Below are 17579 nucleotides of genomic sequence, written 5' to 3'. Positions count from 1 at the left end.
GCTAGCTTTTCGGCGGGGTGTAGAGTTCCTCAATCTCAGCCCCCAGGTCGGCTACCACAGCTGCGCGTTTGAGCTTGAGGGTGGGGGTGAGGTAGCCCGATTCGGGGCCGAAGTTCCGCTCGAGAACAGTGAACTTGCGGATCCGTTCCGCCGCCGAGACGAAGGAGTTCGCCTCGTCGACAGCGCCCTGCAGTTCGGCCCGGATACCGGCATGGTTGGCTGCTTCAGAGACGGTCAAGTCATCCAGACCTGTCTCAGTTCCCCAGGAGGCGACGGCTTCGGGGTCAAGGGTCAGGAAGGCACCGATGTAGGGTTTGCGGTCGCCAACCACCACCGCATGGGCAACCAGCCGATGCTCGCGAAGCCGCTCCTCCAGGGGTGCCGGCGCCACATTCTTCCCCGCTGCAGTCACCAGGAGGTCCTTCTTGCGGCCGGTGATGGTCAGGAAACCGTCCTCGTCCAGCGATCCGAGGTCGCCGGTACGGAAGTAGCAATCATTAGTGAATGCCTCAGCGTTGGCGTGGTGGTTGTTGTGGTATCCCTTGAACACGCCGACGCCCTTGATAAGGACTTCGCCATCAGCATCCACCCGGACACTGGTGCCGGGCATGGGGATTCCGACGCTCCCTACCCGGGTCAACGCGACAGTGTTGGTGGTGCACGGGGCTGTGCTTTCGGTCAGGCCGTAGCCCTCCAGCACCTGGATCCCGGCGCCCCGGAAGAAATGTGCCAGGTGGTCACTGAGAGGACTGGCACCGGAGACAGCGTACGTGACATCGCCGCCAAAGACCGCCCGCAGCTTAGGGTAAAGCAGTTTGTTGAACAGTGCATGCCGCGCCTTGAGGAACGCACCCGGTCCGCTACCCCCTCGTGCGGCGGCATCGAGCGACTGGGAGTAGGACACTGCGGTCGCTGAGCCCAGTTCAAAGAGCCAGGCCTTGTTCGCGTCCCTGGCTTTCTGCTCCGCTGTTGAGTAGATCTTCTCGAAAATGCGTGGCACCACCAGCAGGAACGTGGGCCGGTAGGTGGTCAGGTCGTCCAGAAGCTCGGCGGCAGTGGACGTGTGGCCAAGCTTGACCCCACCGGCGAGGCACACCACCTGGACTGCGCGGGCAAGCACATGGGCCAGCGGCAGGAACATGAGCGTCCGGGCCTCCGTTTCACGCAGCAGCTCCGGCAGGAACTCGAGGGTGTTGACGGCGAAGAGGGCGAAGTTCCCGTGGGTGATTTCGCAGCCTTTCGGGGCACCAGTGGTACCCGAGGTGTACACCAGCGACGCCACGTCGTCGAGCGACCGGCTGACACGGGCGGCCTCGAGTTCGTCATCGCCGACCCCTGACCCCTCGGATACGAGCGCCGCGAAGGTATCGCCGCCGTCGTCATTGTTCATGAGGTACAGCCGGTTGTCAGTATCGGTGCCGCCGAGCGCCTGCTGCACCACCTCCGCCTTAGCCTCATCCTCGACGAAGATGAGACCGGCTGACGAGTCCGCCAGAACCCACTCCACCTGTGAGACTGACGAGGTTTCATAGATCGGTACCGTGACAGCACCTGCAAACCAGATCGCAAGATCGGTAAGGGTCCACTCATACCGCGTGGTGGACATGACGGCGACGGCGTCGCCGGGCCGAACGCCCCTCGCGATCAGGCCCTTGGCAAGGGCCTGAACCTGGTCCAGGAACTGCGCTGCGCTGACGTCGTGCCATTGCCCGGCTTTTTTGATTGCGTACAGGGCCCCGGCAGGGGACCGCTGGTGCTGCTGGAGCAAAAGGTCTGTGACATTGCTGTCCGACGGCAGGCTCACTAGGAGTTCCGTGGTTGATTCGCGCATGTCGGGAGAATCTCGCTTTCCGCTATGGTGCGTCACCGTGACGCAAAATCAGATCCAACTGGGCATCCACATCCGGAGCCGCCACTGGTTGTAGGGGATGAGTTCGGCAGTCCACACTGGAAGGAAATAGGCGGCAAGCAACACTGCCGCCGCCACAAACGCACCAACCAGGATTAGTCCCAGACGACGTCGCGCGTGCGGGTCCCAGGATCGTCCCATGACCAGGCCCAGACAATACACGAGGGCAAGAATCAGGAACGGCTCGAAGGCGATGGCGTAGAAGAAGAATGTTGTCCGTTCGGGGTACAGGAACCAGGGCAGGTAGCCAGCAGTAACCCCGGCGAGGATAGCGCCGGCACGCCAATCCCGCCGCCCCACCCAGTAGAAGACCAGGACGATGAGAGCGACCGCTGCGCACCACCAGATCAGGGGATTGCCGACCGACGTGATGGCTCGGGAACAGGCCTCGACGGCGCAGCCCTGATCCGGACCCAGATCGCCCTTGTAGTAGAAGGACACCGGGCGGCCCATCACCAACCAGGACCAGGGAGTGGATTCGTACGGATGCTCGGATCCCAGGCCCTCGTGGAAGGTGTAGGCGGCCCGATGATAGTCGCCCAGAGACCTGACGGACGCCGGTAACCACTCCCACGCCGGTGCGGGATGGTCGGCGGCCCACTGGCGGTTGTAGGCGTCTGAGGACAGGAACCACCCGGTCCACGTGGCCAGGTACGTCACCGCGGCGAGCGGAACCATTGAGGCGAAGGCCTGCGCCCCGTCTCGCAGAATGGTGCCAGTGATCCAGCGCTGCACCCCGACAACCCGCCGGGCATTCATGTCCCACAGCACACTCATCACACCAAACAGTGCGATGTACGGGATGGCAGACCATTTGGTGCCCAGGGCCAAACCCAGACTGATGCCAGCCACGATCCGCCACTGGCGCATCCCCAACCACGGCCCGTAGAGGAGATCGGCTGCTGAGGGTTTCACTCCGCCGGGGGCTGCGGCGGCCACGGCGGAGAGCCTTGCCGCGAGTTTCCGCCGGGCCTGATCCCGGTCGAGCAGCAGCGCGCCGAACGCGACTAGGAGCCAGAACATCAGGAACACGTCGAGCAAAGAGGTTCGGGAGTGCACCAGATGATGGCCATCGACGGCGGTGAGCAGACCCGCTGCAGCGCCAAGGATGGGGGACCCGAACAGCCGCTGGGCGATCAACGCAATCAACAGGATGGACAGGGTGCCGACCAACGCCGCCGAAAATCTCCAGCCAAAGGGGTTGTCGGAGCCGAAGAGGAGCATCCCCATCGCGATCATCCATTTTCCCACCGGCGGGTGAACCACGTAGTCGGGGGTGCCGAGGATGACCCCGGTATTGCCGCTGTTAAAGTCGGCGTCGGGTTCCTCCGGCCATTCCCGCTCGTACCCGGACAGCAGATACGAGTATGCGTCCTTGACGTAGTAGGTCTCATCGAAGACGAGCGTGTCCGGTTCGCCCAGCCTGACGAAGCGCAGCACTCCGCCGATCACCATGACGGTGACGGGCAGCAACCATGCCAGAATTCCCATCGGAAGGCGCTCGCCGAGCAGACGGCGTTGCAGCACCACCGCGTCGTAGGCGGTGCGCGGGGTGTAGACCCAGCCGCGTGCTGCCGGTGCCCCGGCAGCCGACTGCGGGGAAACGGCGGTATGGCTCACTCTGCTTATGCTACTGCCAGGGAAGGCCCGTGGCGGGGGTGCCGCGGGTCTACGCTGGGATGGTGAATACGACTGGCCACGCCCCCGACGGTGACCGCGACGACCGCGACGACGACCGCGACGACGCCCCCGACGCCCACCCGCACGACGACGGCTCTGACCTCGAGTTCGAGACAGCCCCCGACAGGGTGGTCCCGGAGGGGGGACAAATTATTCTTGCTGCGACGCCCATCGGCAATGCGAGGGATGCGTCCGCCCGGCTGGTCTCCCTGCTGCAAAGCGCCGACATCGTGGCGGCCGAAGACACGCGCCGGTTGCAACGGTTGCTCAGGGCCTTGGAGATCAGGGTGACGGGGCGGATTGTCAGCTATCACGAGCACAATGAGGCCACCCGGACAGCTGAGCTTCTGGAACAGGTCAAGGGTGGAAAGACACTGCTGATGGTCACCGATGCGGGGATGCCCTCAGTGTCCGACCCGGGCTACCGTCTGGTGGAGGCAGCGGTCGCCGGTGGTGTTGAAGTGACCATGGCCCCGGGCCCTTCGGCGGTACTGACCGCCCTCGCCCTGTCAGGGCTGCCCACTGACCGCTTCTGCTTCGAGGGCTTCCTGCCGCGCAAGACTGGGGAACGGAACTCGCGGTTGGGTGAGCTGGCCGAAGAACGGCGCACCATGGTGTTCTTCGAAGCGCCGCACCGACTCGAGGTGATGCTGCGCTCGCTGCACCAGGTATTCGGACCGGACCGCCCGGCGGCAGTGGCCCGGGAGCTGACCAAACGGTACGAACAGGTGCTGCGGGGTCCACTTGCTGAGCTGCTGGACTGGGCTGAAACGACCGAGGTCAGGGGTGAGATCGCCGTCGTCGTCGGCGGCGCTCCTGCGGTTGCACCGGCTAAACCAGAGGACCGGGTGGCGGCAGTAGCTGCCCTCGTGGACGAGGGAATCCGGTTGAAGGATGCGGTGGCGGCAGTCGCCGAGGAGTCCCGGATCAGTAAGCGGGAACTGTATGCGGCGGTGATCGCGGCCCGCTGACAACCGGTCCGCTCTGACGGTGGCCAGTTGTGCATCCGGACAGCGCGAAGCGGGTGGTGCGGTGCAGGCTGGCATGGACAGGCCTGCAATTCCGGGTCTAGCGTGGTGCACAGCGGCCTCAGCGCCGAAGTCACTATCCCCACTCAACAGACCCTCTTGGAGGCACCGACTATGGCAGTTACTACCCAGCGTGAGCAGGAACTTTTGGCACAGGTTCCCACCGGACTTCTGATTGGCGGGAACTGGCGGGACGCCTCCACCGGGAAGACCTTCGACATCGAGGACCCGGCCACCGGGAAAACCCTCCTGTCCATCGCCGATGCCAGCCCCGCTGACGGCATGGCAGCCCTCGACGCCGCCGCCGCAGCTCAGGACAGCTGGGCGCGCACAGCTCCCCGCGAGCGTGGTGAAATCCTGCGGCGCGCCTTCGATCTGGTCACCGCCCGGGCCGAGGACTTCGCCCTCCTGATGACCTTGGAAATGGGAAAGCCGCTCGCCGAGGCGCGGGGCGAAGTGACCTACGGTGCGGAATTCCTCCGCTGGTTCTCCGAAGAAGCTGTGCGTGCGACCGGCCGGTACTCCACCTCGCCCGACGGGAAGACCCGCATCCTGGTCAACAAGAAGCCGGTTGGCCCGTGCCTCCTGATCACCCCGTGGAACTTTCCGCTGGCCATGGCCACCCGCAAGATTGCGCCAGCCATTGCGGCTGGCTGCACCATGGTCCTCAAGCCCGCCAACCTGACACCGTTGACGTCGTCGCTGTTCGCAGCGGTCCTCGAAGAGGCAGGGCTGCCCAAAGGCGTGCTGAACGTGGTTCACACCTCTGATGCGCAGGGCGTAACGGGCCCCCTGATTGAGGACGAGCGCCTGCGTAAACTGTCCTTCACTGGCTCGACGCCGGTGGGACGCAACCTCTTGGCAGCTGCGGCAAAGAATGTGCTGCGCACATCGATGGAACTTGGGGGGAACGCGCCGTTTGTGGTCTTCGCTGATGCGGACATCGACGCAGCGGTCGCTGGCGCGATGCTCGCAAAGCTCCGCAACATGGGTGAAGCCTGCACTGCGGCCAACCGGTTCATTGTTCACGAATCGGTGGCAGGAGAGTTCGCCGACAAGTTTGCAGCGAAGATGAAGTCCCTGGAGACCGCCCGTGGAACAGAAGACAGTTCGACGCTTGGCCCGCTGATCGATGAGAAGAGCCGGACCAAAGTGCACGAGCTGGTGACATCAGCGATCGACGATGGAGCAACAGCCGTGGTGGGCGGTGCGCCGGTCGATGGTCCAGGTTATTTCTACCAGGCGACAGTACTCACCAATATTGCGCCGGAGTCGCGGATCCTGCAGGAGGAAATCTTCGGGCCGGTAGCGCCGATCATCACCTTCGATTCCGAGGACGAGGCGGTCCGGTTGGCGAACGACACCGAGTACGGGCTGGTTGCCTACGTGTTCACCCGCGACCTCAACCGTGGGTTGCGCATCGGCGAACGCCTGGACGTCGGCATGATGGGCCTGAACGCCGGTGTTGTGTCCAATGCTGCGGCGCCGTTTGGGGGCGTGAAGCAGTCGGGGTTGGGCCGTGAAGGCGGCTCCGAGGGGATCGAGGAGTACCTCTACACCCAGTACGTCGGCATCGCTGACCCGAGTGCTTCCTGACTGATCGCCGGGGTTATCGTCTCGTGCTGATGGTAAGAGAGCGGGGCAGCAGCAGGGCCCTAACTCTGGCGGATCGGCCGCTCGCATCGCGCAGTGCGCGGGCGACTGACTGGACGTCCTCCCACCTGGAGTGCGTTTCGAGTGCAGGGTCAGCGTACGCCTCTGTCTCGTAGGCGCAGCGGAGGCGGACAAGCGCTGCGCCAGGGGCGCTGTCGATCCCGGTCCGGGCGGCCAGCCGGACGGCAAAGGTCCTGGGGGTGTCGGTGGGCAGGGCAGGATGGCCGTAGTCCGCAGCGAGGTCGGTGATTTCCGCCCAGGCAAGCGTTGCTGGGCCACGTGTCCGGCCCGCGGCGGTGAACTTGCGACGACGGGTCCGGCTTCGGAGGGTGCGCAGGAGCATGGGCACGAAGCTCAAAAGGACCGCCGCGGCCAGCACACCGGCGATCAGAGCCGACGTATCTCTCGCCTGTTCGGAGTCAGTTCCCGCTCCCTGGGGATTCTCGTCCCCTGTCCCGGGCGCCGTGGGTGCTCCCGGGTCGGGGATCGGGTTCCCGCCAGGCGCCAGGTCATCAATGTTGGGTACGGGTACTCCGGGTGCGAAAGTGGTTTGAGCGTAGTCGGGTACTACCCCTCGTGAAGGGGTGGGCTCGAACTTCACCCAGCCCACGCCGTCGAAATAGAGCTCAGGCCAGGCGTGGGCGTCCTGCGAGGTGACTGTGAACTCAGTCAGTTCCAGCCCATTGGGCCCCGCGACCGACGTTCCCGTGGCCTCGCCGGGAGCATAGCCAACTGCCACTCGGCTTGGAATCCCCACAAGACGTGCCAGCACCGCCATTGCGCCGGCATAGTGCACGCAGTAGCCGGACCGCGATTCCAGGAACCGGGCGACGACGTCGATGCTGTTGCCGTCATATCCGCCCTCGACTGGGGCATCGACCGAGTAGGTAAACTCGGGTCCTCGGAGGTAATTCTGGATGGCCAGAGCCTGCTCATAAGGGTTGGCGATGCCATCGGTAAGTGCCGCGGCCCGCTGCCTGATGATATCCGGGGTGGTGTCCGGTAGGGCGAGAAACTGGCGGTCGACGGCGCCGTCGGGAACCGGCCCAATACCCTCGAGCAATTCCCGGGTGAGATCGGGCCCAGCACTGCGGACATCGTATTGTTGCTGGGCGGTTGACCCATTGTCGGTAGCGATGATGCTGAGGTTTAGCGGATCCCAGGACCAGCGGCCTGAGAGGTTGGTGAAGCCCACCGGAGCATACGGAGCGAGTAGCCAGGGGCTGGTGAAGGAATCGGTGGTGATTCGAGTGGTGGTGACGACGCCAGTATCAATTGAGGCTCGCACGGCGTCCGTGCCCATTTCTTCAACCCCTTGCTCCCTGCTGGCGTACCGCTGGTCCGGTTCCCACCGTTGCCCGTCGAAGTCCTCGAGCGTGACCGACCGGAGGTACAGGGCCTCAGGGGAGTCGGTGGCATAGGTGATCCGGCCGAAGCCGTTGGGGTTCCGAAGATCATTCCCCAGTGTCACTACCGGGTTCAGGCCGGTGGCGGTGCCCCACAGGTTCACCCGTGCCCCCTGAGGAAACGCGCCAACGTTGAACCCGGGTACGGCCAGCGGAACAAGCACCGTCACGGCCAGGGCCGCCGCGCCGATCGACAGCCCCCGGGCCAGCCTGCCGCCCGACGCGTCACGGGAGTCCCCGGCCGCCTGCTGGCTGTCGCGCCACTGGCAGGAACCCAGGACCAGCAGATACCCCACGACAGCCGCCATGAATCCTGGAACTCCGACGCTCTGTGGCAGCACGACGGCGGGGACCACGAGGACAGCAAGCAGCGCCAGGCCGCTGGTGGCCGGCATCCGGAGGGTGGTGGCCAACGTGTCAACGAGGATGGCGATGACACCCATCCCGGCGCACACCGCCATGAAGATGCCGGTTCCGGGCAGCACTGGTGCCACCTGCGAGACAACTGTGTTTTCGGCATGGCCTAACAGGATGCTCAACCGGCCAGCAGACCCTTCACCGGGGAAGACCCCGAACATGCTGTGACTAGGGAAAAACTGCCACACCAGCGACCCCACCAGGGCCAGGACGCCAGCCACCGGAACCAGCAGGCCCGGAAGTCGGAGGCTGCGGGCGATACCCGTCACCAGGAGCACACCCCCAACGGTAAAGGCCACTGGGCTCAGCCAGGTCCACCCCAACACCACCGAGTTCAAGTTCAGCGAGGTCAGCATCAGTGCTGCAAATACTGCGGCAGTGGGCACCCAGTGCCGCTGGTCCGATCCGCGTCGCCTGCCGGTTGACGGTTCCACTCCCGGTGTCGCGGGGGAGAGCGGGCGGGGGAGGGTAGAGGTCACGGTCGTCCGCCTCTCGTGGATGAGACAACTGTGGTTTTTGCCGTCGAGGCGCTGGCACCGCCGTGGGAGTCGAAGAAGGTCCAGGTAGCTGTCAGATCGGCGGTGGGTGAGACGGCTACCGCATGCCATCCTGAGGCACGCAGAATTTCCATTACCTGGTGCAGGTCCTGGGGGCGGTCGGCGATCAGGATGGCGAAGGAGGCGGACCCGTACTCGGCGGCTGCGGCAAGCTCACGTGCCTCTGAAGCGGTAATGGCACCCAGGAGGGCCAGCAGCGGGCCGCGATTCTTGTACGCGGCAAGTTTGTCCATTATGGGATCACCGAACGGCGCACCTCGGGCGGTGAGCTGAGCAGGTGCCGTTCGTCGGCCGGCGCGTCGCCTGGAGGGTGCCCGCCTGGATGGATCAGGAAAGAGCTCCAAAGCGGCAAGCCCCTCGGCAACATTGTGGATTCCGGTTTGGCCCGCGTGCTCCTCATCCTCGGGCCACGGCGCGGACACTGAGGAGCGCAGGGCAGGGGCGCCTGTCTCATCGACGAACCGCAGCGCATAGTTGCGCTCCAGCAGGTGGGCAGTGATGGACATGGCAGCAACCACAGCCCATTCAAACCCAGGCGAGGACAACAGGGAGGTGCCGTCCTCCTCACGGTCAGCACCGAACGCGCCCAGCAGTCCCGAACTGTACCTAGCCTGCCGCTGGTCAAGGATCAGAGTGGCTTCGGGTGTAGTCACCGATTCTTCCTGGCGCACCATCAACTCGTTGTGGCGGGCAGTAGCAGCCCAGTGCACCCTGCGCATCGGATCGCCAGGCCGATACTCACGGGTCATCACGTCGTCGTCGCTTGGATTGGCGTTGCGCCGGGTGGCAGCGAACCCGTCAGCACCCCGGGCGCCGGTCAACTGAGAATTCGGCAGGTCCAGCGGGGCGGGAGTGACCAGCAGCCGGTCGGCGTCGCCCAGGCTGTGTCGAGAGGTTCCGAGCCCGAACGGGTCGGTAAAGGCGGCCGTGACCGGGCCGACGTCGAACACGCCACGGCCAGACGACCGCAGGTGGTACTGGTAACGGCTGGCGCCCCGGGTGGGGTGCCTCGACGGAAAACGGAACTCGGGCGTTTCCCCGAACCGGGAAGGCAGCACCTCCTGCATCACCACGCTCCCGCTGACCGGTCCGCTGGAGGCAACCGTGAGGGTGACGGTGGTGGTGAAGCTCGTTTCAATTGTTTGCGGTGCGAACTCTCGCTCGACGATGAACCGGGGCTTGATCAGGCGCAGCATCAGGACTGACAAGAGCGGAAGGCAAACCAGAAGCACCCCGACGTATAACAGGTCCCGGCGGCCGAGGACCTGCGCCAACAGCAGTGCCGTAACGCCAGCGAACACCAGTCCCCAACCGCGCGGAGTGAGGACCCGTGAGGGTAATCTGGTGAGCAGCTGCATCCGGTCGCCTACGCGCGGCGGTAGGAGTTCGCTGCCGCGCGGTCCACTGGAACCTTCGAAAGGATTCCCGCCACCACCGAGTTGGGGGTTTCCCCTGAGCTCAGAGCCTTGCGGTCCAGGATCAGCCGGTGCGAGAGCACCGCCTCGGTAACCCCGGCGACGTCGTCGGGCAACGCAAAGTCCCTACCCTCCAGTGCCGCACCGGCTTTCGCCGCCCGGAGTAGTTGCAGAAGCGCACGCGGGCTGGCGCCGAGCCGCAACTGGTGGTGTCCGCGGGTAGCATGACCGATCCCCACTGTGTATTCACTCACAGCTGGTGAGACATAGACCCGGCGCACCCGCTCCATCATCGCTGCGATGTCTGCGATGTTTGCCACTGGTCGGACGGCTTCCAGGGGTGACGCGGATTGGTGGGTCTGCAGCATTTGCAGCTCGGCGGTCCGGTCCGGGTAGCCCATCGAGATACGCGCCATGAACCGGTCACGTTGCGCCTCGGGGAGTGGGTAAGTTCCTTCCATTTCAATCGGATTCTGGGTCGCCACCACCATGAATGGTTCGCCCAACCGGTAAGTCCCACCATCAACTGTCACCTGGTGTTCTTCCATGCACTCCAGGAGCGCTGACTGGGTCTTCGCCGATGCGCGGTTGATCTCATCGCCGATCACGATGTTCGCGAAGACCGGGCCACGCCGGAACTCGAACCGATGGGTGTCCTGGTTGTAGATGGACACGCCAGACACATCGGAAGGCAGCAGATCCGGTGTGAACTGGATGCGGTTGACCGTGCAATCAATGGTGCGGGCCAGCGTCTTGGCGAGCATCGTCTTACCCACCCCCGGCACATCCTCGAGCAGCAAGTGGCCCTGGGCCAGAAGCACTGTCAGCGCCAGCCGTGCGGCGTCGGGCTTGCCGTCAATCACCGTATTGATGGATCTCAGGATTTGGGAGGCTGTCTCGTCAAAGCGCTCCGCCGACAAAACCTGTTCACTTCCCGCAGCGGGGGAGCCTGCCGGCTCGGTCCTCCCAATGGGTGAGGCGTACTGGTTGTGGGTGTCCATGCGAACCTTCCGCGAGCACTGCACGCCGGTGTGCAGTTGAGTCGGTCAGCCCTGGTCGGATACGTCCACTACCGAATGGTCAATGGGGCACGCAGCAACTGCTTTACTACAGATTACTAGGACAACTTGCACGCGGGGGATAGGTTCCGTAGCCGATGTGCAGGTAGTTAGGGTTAACTCATGCCCCATACACTCATCCCTGCAGCGTACCGGCCGACCCCGCTGAGTACCACCTCCGACGGGGAATCAGCTGCTTTGCTAGCTCGCCGGGAAAAGCTGAACTACCCTCCCGCACCCGAACCGTTGCCCGTGCCGGTGATTGATAACCACACCCACCTGGATTTCCGCAGCGGCCTGCCACTGGTCAGTGTCGCCGCGGCACTTGATGCAGCACAAGAGGTGGGGGTCGATGGTGCCGTGCAGGTGGGGTGCGACCTCGAATCCTCACGGTTCACCGTGCAGGCCGTCGAGCAGGAACCCCGGCTGTTGGGTGCAGTGGCACTCCACCCCAACGACGCTCCGCTTCTCGCGGCACGGGGTGGCCTCGAGCCGGCGCTCGCCGAAATCGAACAATTGGCCGCCCACCCGCGGGTACGGGCCATCGGCGAAACCGGGCTCGACTACTATCGGACCCCCGCCGAGGGGATCGACAGTCAGCAGTACTCCTTCCGCCGGCACCTCGATATTGCCAAGCGGTTGGATCTTGCGCTTCAGATTCACGACCGCGATGCCCACGACGACGTCGTCTCAACCCTCCGGAGCGAGGGCGCACCGGAAAGGGTGGTGTTCCACTGCTTTTCCGGCGGCGCCGACCTTGCTCGTCTCTGCAACGAGGCAGGGTGGTACATGTCCTTTGCGGGAACTGTGACCTTCAAAAACGCCGACAATCTGAGGGAGGCGCTGCGCATCGCCGATCCGGCGCTGGTCCTCACCGAAACTGACGCACCCTTCCTGACGCCGCATCCATTTCGTGGTCGACCGAACGCCCCCTACCTCGTCCCGTACACGGTCAGGGGGATGGCTGAGGTGCTGGGTGCTGACCTCGCCACACTGTGCCAGTCGATCGCCGATAACACCCGCAGGGTGTACGGAGAGTGGAATTAGCGACGATCAGCTCCGGGTTGCCCCGACTTGGCCGCCGCCGTTCGGGCGGCCAATCACTCCCTCTACTAGTTCATGCCTTAGCAGTTGTCACGTGCCCTGGATACCGGTGTGCCCGCTGACTGCCGAATTTCCCCGTGCCCGGATGAAGCCGACCGTGAGGGACTTTGTGGCGAGCAGGAATCGATTGATCAAGACGATCGGCCAGGGAATAGTCATGATGGCCCTGGTGCTTGGACTCTTTGCTTTTGTGGGCAACAACAAGTCGATTGTCCTGGTTATTACCGACAACGATCAGGTCAGCCCGGCACTTTCAACGACAGTCGACGACGGTTCGGCCATCCAGATCAGCAAGGCAATGGCGGTCGACGTCGTCCTCAACGGGGCGGACACGGTTGTGCACACCACCGGGTCCACGGTGGGTGACGTGGTAACCGAACTCGGCGTCGAGGAATCCTCAGCCATCTCCGCGGATCTTGAGACCCGTCTGAGAACGCTCAGCTCACACCTCGAGATCTCCACCCCAAAGAGCGTCGCTGTGACGGTTGATGGTTCGACGGCAATCCACACGACCACCGAAAAGTCAGTCGAGGAACTTCTCGACGAAGCTGACATCCAGCTGGGAGATGAAGAGACAGGGTCAGCGTCCCGGTTACCTCAACCCTTGTCGACGGTCTTGGGCTGAAGGTTACCCGGGGCGATAGCGATCACCGGGAGACCATCGCCGAAAGCATTGGCTTTACCTCCGATCAGGTCGACGACGACACTCTTGATGTGGGCGAACGTCGGGTCGCCCGGGCTGGCGTCGACGGCGAACGGATCAGAATTTACACTGCCATCCTGGTCGATGGGCGCGAACAAGGCCGCGAACTTGTCAGCGATGAGACAATTCTGGAACCAGTGACTGAGCTCGTCGCTATCGGCACCCGCGAGCCCGAACCGGATCCGCCTGCGCCCGAGGAAGACTCGGAGCCCGCTCGGTCGAGCGGCCCAGCGCGAATCGGGCGGCACCTGGCATTCAACACTGGGAACGGCTACTTCGGTGGACTGCAGTTCAGTGCCCCTAGTTGGCTTGGAGCAGGCGGCGGGAAAAATGCGCCGCTGCCCCACCTGGCGACGCCTGCCGAACAGATAACGACCGCTGAGGTACTCAAGCAAGGCGGCGGCTGGGGCAACTGGCCCTCCTGCTCGGCGAAGCTCGGCCTCGGATAGCAACCCAGCGGTTGTGCCCGACTACCATGGTTTAGGTGACTCAGCCCCCTAGCTCCCAGCCGATCCAGCCACTGCTCGGTGCCACCGATGTCCGCCGGTTGGCTGCCGAGTTGGATCTACGGCCCACCAAGACCCTCGGCCAGAACTTCGTCATTGACGGCAATACCATTCGGCGGATTGTTACCGCAGCCCATCTTGACCCAGGGGAGACGGTGCTCGAGGTCGGTCCGGGACTTGGGTCTCTCACACTGGGATTGCTGGACGCCGCCGCGCGGGTGGTGGCAGTGGAAATTGACCCGCTGCTTGCCACGCGACTGCCTGAGACGGTTGCCCAGTGGCGACCGCAGACCGCAGTAAATCTTGATGTTGTTCTCGCCGACGCGATGCGGGTCACCGAACTTCCGCATCCGCCCACTGCCTTGGTGGCGAACCTTCCCTATAACGTGGCGGTGCCAGTGGTCTTGAACCTGCTGGAGAACTTTCCCTCGCTACGCCATGGACTGGTGATGGTGCAGGATGAGGTGGCCGACCGGATGGCTGCGGGCCCCGGTTCGAAAACTTATGGGGTGCCCTCGGTGAAGGCAGCGTGGTACTCAACCATGCGAAAGTCTGGGGTGATCGGGATGAATGTCTTCTGGCCGGCACCCAAGATCGCCTCGGGTCTCGTTGGGTTCGTCAGGCATGAGCCGCCAACGACGTCGGCCAGCCGGCGTGAAGTCTTCGCCGTCATCGATGCAGCCTTCGCCCAGCGACGTAAAACGCTGCGTGCCGCCCTCGCGGGGTGGGCAGGTAGCCCAGTGCTCGCCGGGCAGGCCCTCGCGGCTGCCGCTGTGAACCCGAGCCTTCGCGGCGAAATGCTTGATATTGCGGCGTTCGCGCGCATCGCCGAGGCGAAACCCGAGCAGCAGTAGCCGGGGCGGGTCCATACTGCAGGTTTCCGGGTTTAGGGCCCGGTGGCCTAGGTTGGAGACTATGGTGGTAGGCAAATCGGCAGGACTATTCGGTGGCGCACCGGCCAACGTCCGTGTCCGCGCGCCCGGAAAGATCAACGTCTCGTTTCGCGTTGGCCCGCTGCGGGAAGACGGCTATCACAGCGTTGCGAGCGTCTACCTCGCTGTCTCTCTGTATGAAGAGGTCACTGCGACGGTCAGTGAAGAGCCGGGCACGGTAGTCACAGTTAACGGACAGGGGTCGCTCAACCTACCGGTGGAGAGCATCCCATTGGATGCCACCAACCTCGCCGCACGCGCCTCGGCCCTGCTCGCCGAACTGAGCGATCATTCGACCGGGTTGCTGCTTGATATCACGAAGCGAGTACCGGTGGCAGGTGGAATGGGAGGCGGGTCAGCTGATGCGGCGGCCACCCTGCTGGCCTGCGACGCTCTCTGGAACAGCGGTTTCTCCCGTGACGAGCTGGCGAAAATGGCAGCTGAGCTCGGTGCTGATGTTCCGTTCGCCCTGATCGGTGGCACAGCTGTTGGCATGGGCGTAGGCGAGCAGCTGACCCCAGCGATTTCCAAAACCCCTCTCCACTGGGTGCTCGTGACATCGGCCTATGGACTCTCAACCCCCGAGGTCTACCGCGCGCTCGACGAGCTTCGATTGCGCGAAGGCAGCGAACCGACGGCGCCACCGGAGATTGATCCACGGATTCTCGGTGCGATGCGCTCAGGTGATGCCCAAGCGCTAGCGGAACTCTTGCACAACGATCTACAGGCGGCCGCGCTTGAGCTAGCGCCCGACCTCGCTGGCATCTTGCAGGCCGGCACGGAGGCTGGTGCCCTTGCCAGCATCGTGTCAGGATCCGGCCCCACGGTCGCCTTCCTTGCTGAGAGCGAGGAACACGCTCAGGCCTTGGCCGGACAGCTCACCGCTGACGGACTGACCGCTACCGCAGTGCATGGGCCAGTCCACGGTGCCAGAATTGTTACCGACTACATCGCCTGACCTGCCATCGATGCTGGGCCAGTTCAAGCCTCACTACCCCTCCACAATCAGGAAGCAGTACACCCTTGGCACATCTTTTGGGCGCTGAAAGCGTCAGCGTCACGTTTGCTACCCGTACAGTCCTTGACGGCGTTTCCCTCGGCATCGAGGACGGCGACCGCATCGGCATGGTGGGGCGCAACGGCGACGGCAAATCAACCCTGATGCGTCTTCTGGCGCAGCGAGCGACCCCTGACGAGGGTCGTGTCACACGCCGTCGCGATGTGAGCGTTGGGTACCTGGACCAGACCGATGTCCTGGACGGTGACTTGAGTGTCGGGGAGGCAATCGTTGGCGACCAGGCCGACCATGAATGGGCGTCCAACCCTGAAATTCGCGATGTGATGGGTGGGCTCGTCGCGGAGGTCGACTGGCACGCGAAGGTCTCATCACTGTCCGGTGGCCAGAAGCGCCGGGTTGCCCTGGCGAAGCTCCTGATCGGTGACGACGACGTCATCATGCTTGACGAGCCCACGAACCACCTCGACGTCGAGGGGGTGGCCTGGCTGGCCCGCCACCTGGCTGAACGATGGCGTCCCACCGACGGCGGCCTTTTGGTGGTCACCCACGATCGCTGGTTCCTTGATGAAATCTGCACCCGCACCTGGGAGGTGCACGACGGTGTCATCGACGGGTTCGACGGCGGTTACGCCGCCTACGTCCTAGCCCGCGCCGAGCGAGACCGCATGGATTCGGTTGTCGAGGGGAAGCGCCAGCAGCTGGTCAAGAAGGAACTGGCATGGCTCCGCCGTGGCGCCCCCGCACGCACGGCCAAGCCGAAGTTCCGCATCGAGGCGGCGAACGCGCTCATCGCCGATGTGCCCGAGCCCCGCGATTCTCTCGCGTTGAGCAAAATGGCGATGGCGCGCCAGGGCAAGGATGTGCTGGATCTTGAGAATGTTTCACTGGCCCTGGGCGAGAAGACTCTTTTTGACGGCATCACCCTGCGTCTGGCTCCCGGCCAGCGGCTAGGGCTGGTTGGCGTCAACGGCTCAGGCAAGACCACCCTGCTGCGAATGCTCAATGGCGACGTGACTCCTGATGCTGGACGGTTGAAGAAGGGGAAGACGGTTCAGACAGCAGTGCTCTCCCAAGAGGTTAAGGAACTCAACGAACTGGAGCACCTGCGGGTCACCGAAGTGATCGAGCAGGAGAAGCGCGTCTTCAGCGTCGGCGGACGTGAGGTGTCAGCCAGCCAGTTGGTGGAGCAACTCGGCTTCACCAACCAGCGGCAGTGGACCATGGTGAAGGACCTCTCGGGTGGCGAGCGACGCCGGCTGCAGCTGCTCCGCCTCCTGGTGGGTGAACCCAACGTGCTGATGCTTGACGAACCAACCAACGACCTTGACACTGACACCCTTGCCGCGATCGAGGACGTACTCGACGGCTGGCCGGGCACCCTGGTGGTCGTCTCGCACGACAGGTACCTCCTGGAGCGAGTGACCGATTCACAGATGGCGCTGCTGGGTGACGGGAAACTACGTGATCTTCCCCGCGGCGTCGACCAGTACCTGGAATTACGTCGTGCAGCAGAAACCGGAGCGGGTGCGTCACCACTGAACTCTGATGACGCTCAGAGCAGCGCTGGAACACCCTCGGGGTACAGCTCCGAGGAGACCCGGCAGGCGAAGAAAGACCTGACCCGCATTGAGCGCCAGCTCGGCAAGGCGGCAACGCAGGTGGAGAAAATCCAGCACCAAATGAATGACGGAGCCTCCGGAGACGTCGATTTCGACAAGATGGCAGCCCTGAATAAGAAACTTCAGGCGGTTCAGGCCGAACAACAGGACCTGGAACTACAGTGGCTCGCTGCCGCCGAAGTGCTGGGTAAGTAGAACCCCGGTAAGCACTTGTTGAGCAGGACGGAGATTCCGGGTAGCGGTAGCAGATAGACAGGTAGTCGCTCGTATTACGCCAGATCACCGGTGCAGCTACTTTAGATAAATGACAAACGCAGCTGGATTATCTCGAGGTAGGCGTCGCGACAAGTACCGGATGCGCCATTCCGACAAGCTGGCGCTGGTAGGAGTTCTTGTTCTATCGGTGGTGGCGGCTGTTGTAGCTCTGATCGCGCTTCTGTAAGCATCCTGGGGGCGACTTCCACGAAGTATCTGCCGCTTAGAAGGGTGGTGGGTCTGGTGGTTGGGGTTCCGGTGGTTCTGGCGGTGGGTCGGGTTTGGTGAGGTAGGTTTCGCCGGCGGGTGAGATGGCGAT

13 protein-coding genes are annotated in these 17579 nt (G+C 63.8%); 7 read left to right on the top strand and 6 right to left on the bottom strand.

What is annotated here, in order from left to right:
- Position 1 precedes the first annotated feature (1 nt).
- Together Y703_RS0102525 and Y703_RS0102520 are read right to left on the bottom strand one after the other, a co-directional pair.
- Complete coding sequence (locus Y703_RS0102525) at positions 2-1831, bottom strand: AMP-dependent synthetase/ligase (protein ID WP_026551456.1); 1830 nt, start codon at positions 1829-1831, stop codon at positions 2-4.
- 48 nt (positions 1832-1879) lie between these two features.
- A complete protein-coding gene (locus Y703_RS0102520; protein ID WP_026551455.1) occupies positions 1880-3400 on the bottom strand; it encodes a dolichyl-phosphate-mannose--protein mannosyltransferase in 1521 nt (506 codons plus the stop codon).
- Positions 3401-3588: 188 nt separating this feature from the next.
- Between Y703_RS0102520 and rsmI the strand changes: the two genes are divergently transcribed.
- Positions 3589-4560, top strand: coding sequence for a 16S rRNA (cytidine(1402)-2'-O)-methyltransferase (gene rsmI / locus Y703_RS0102515; protein WP_081743372.1), 972 nt, complete (start codon positions 3589-3591; stop codon positions 4558-4560).
- Between the two features lie 171 nt (positions 4561-4731).
- A complete protein-coding gene (locus Y703_RS0102510) occupies positions 4732-6213 on the top strand; it encodes an NAD-dependent succinate-semialdehyde dehydrogenase (protein WP_026551453.1) in 1482 nt (493 codons plus the stop codon).
- A 13-nt stretch (positions 6214-6226) separates the two neighbouring features.
- Here Y703_RS0102510 and Y703_RS17470 read toward each other — a convergent pair whose 3' ends face one another.
- The 3 genes from Y703_RS17470 to Y703_RS0102495 are packed head-to-tail and all read right to left on the bottom strand — an operon-like array spanning position 6227 to position 11066.
- Positions 6227-8572 (bottom strand): transglutaminase TgpA family protein, encoded by a 2346-nt coding sequence (locus Y703_RS17470; protein WP_162148858.1) that lies wholly within the window; start codon positions 8570-8572, stop codon positions 6227-6229.
- Positions 8569-10008: a DUF58 domain-containing protein gene (locus Y703_RS17465; RefSeq protein WP_051427224.1), complete on the bottom strand. Its 1440-nt coding sequence runs from the start codon at positions 10006-10008 to the stop codon at positions 8569-8571. The genes Y703_RS17470 and Y703_RS17465 overlap by 4 nt, the downstream gene beginning before the upstream one ends.
- An 8-nt stretch (positions 10009-10016) precedes the next feature.
- On the bottom strand, positions 10017-11066 hold the full coding sequence (locus tag Y703_RS0102495) for an AAA family ATPase (protein WP_026551452.1): 1050 nt from the start codon (positions 11064-11066) through the stop codon (positions 10017-10019).
- Positions 11067-11246: 180 nt separating this feature from the next.
- Here Y703_RS0102495 and Y703_RS0102490 point away from each other — a divergent pair, with 180 nt between their 5' ends.
- Both Y703_RS0102490 and Y703_RS0102485 read left to right on the top strand, forming a co-directional pair.
- Complete coding sequence (locus tag Y703_RS0102490; protein WP_026551451.1) at positions 11247-12170, top strand: TatD family hydrolase; 924 nt, start codon at positions 11247-11249, stop codon at positions 12168-12170.
- Positions 12171-12354: 184 nt separating this feature from the next.
- Positions 12355-12852, top strand: a complete 498-nt coding sequence (locus tag Y703_RS0102485; RefSeq protein WP_162148857.1) for a ubiquitin-like domain-containing protein — start codon at positions 12355-12357, stop codon at positions 12850-12852.
- Here the strand turns inward: Y703_RS0102485 and Y703_RS23265 are convergent.
- Positions 12825-13325, bottom strand: coding sequence for a hypothetical protein (locus Y703_RS23265; RefSeq protein ID WP_026551449.1), 501 nt, complete (start codon positions 13323-13325; stop codon positions 12825-12827). The two genes, Y703_RS0102485 and Y703_RS23265, sit on opposite strands and share 28 nt — an antisense overlap.
- 89 nt (positions 13326-13414) lie before the next feature.
- On the opposite strand from Y703_RS23265, the gene rsmA reads away from it, so the two are divergent.
- The 3 genes from rsmA (at position 13415) to Y703_RS0102465 (ending at position 17200) form a co-directional block, all read left to right on the top strand.
- Positions 13415-14290, top strand: coding sequence for a 16S rRNA (adenine(1518)-N(6)/adenine(1519)-N(6))-dimethyltransferase RsmA (rsmA, locus tag Y703_RS0102475; RefSeq protein WP_026551448.1), 876 nt, complete (start codon positions 13415-13417; stop codon positions 14288-14290).
- Positions 14291-14351: 61 nt separating this feature from the next.
- Positions 14352-15326, top strand: a complete 975-nt coding sequence (locus Y703_RS0102470) for a 4-(cytidine 5'-diphospho)-2-C-methyl-D-erythritol kinase (protein ID WP_026551447.1) — start codon at positions 14352-14354, stop codon at positions 15324-15326.
- A gap of 65 nt (positions 15327-15391) precedes the next feature.
- Positions 15392-17200, top strand: a complete 1809-nt coding sequence (locus Y703_RS0102465; protein ID WP_026551446.1) for an ATP-binding cassette domain-containing protein — start codon at positions 15392-15394, stop codon at positions 17198-17200.
- Positions 17201-17579 lie beyond the last annotated feature (379 nt).

This window comes from Arthrobacter sp. H20, assembly GCF_000520515.1.
In the GTDB taxonomy this organism is placed as follows: Bacteria; Actinomycetota; Actinomycetes; order Actinomycetales; family Micrococcaceae; genus Arthrobacter_D.
Note: the sequence above shows the minus strand (reverse complement) of the source record. Positions and strands in the feature narration are given on the sequence as shown.

Bases quoted from the DNA above. Each gene is read 5' to 3' on its own strand.
- Y703_RS0102525 (WP_026551456.1), bottom strand. From the start codon at position 1,831: ATGCGCGAATCAACCACGGAACTCCTAGTGAGCCTGCCGTCGGACAGC.
- Y703_RS0102520 (WP_026551455.1), bottom strand. From the start codon at position 3,400: ATGGGAATTCTGGCATGGTTGCTGCCCGTCACCGTCATGGTGATCGGC.
- rsmI (WP_081743372.1), top strand. From the start codon at position 3,589: ATGGTGAATACGACTGGCCACGCCCCCGACGGTGACCGCGACGACCGC.
- Y703_RS0102510 (WP_026551453.1), top strand. From the start codon at position 4,732: ATGGCAGTTACTACCCAGCGTGAGCAGGAACTTTTGGCACAGGTTCCC.
- Y703_RS17465 (WP_051427224.1), bottom strand. From the start codon at position 10,008: ATGCAGCTGCTCACCAGATTACCCTCACGGGTCCTCACTCCGCGCGGT.
- Y703_RS0102495 (WP_026551452.1), bottom strand. From the start codon at position 11,066: ATGGACACCCACAACCAGTACGCCTCACCCATTGGGAGGACCGAGCCG.
- Y703_RS0102490 (WP_026551451.1), top strand. From the start codon at position 11,247: ATGCCCCATACACTCATCCCTGCAGCGTACCGGCCGACCCCGCTGAGT.
- Y703_RS0102470 (WP_026551447.1), top strand. From the start codon at position 14,352: ATGGTGGTAGGCAAATCGGCAGGACTATTCGGTGGCGCACCGGCCAAC.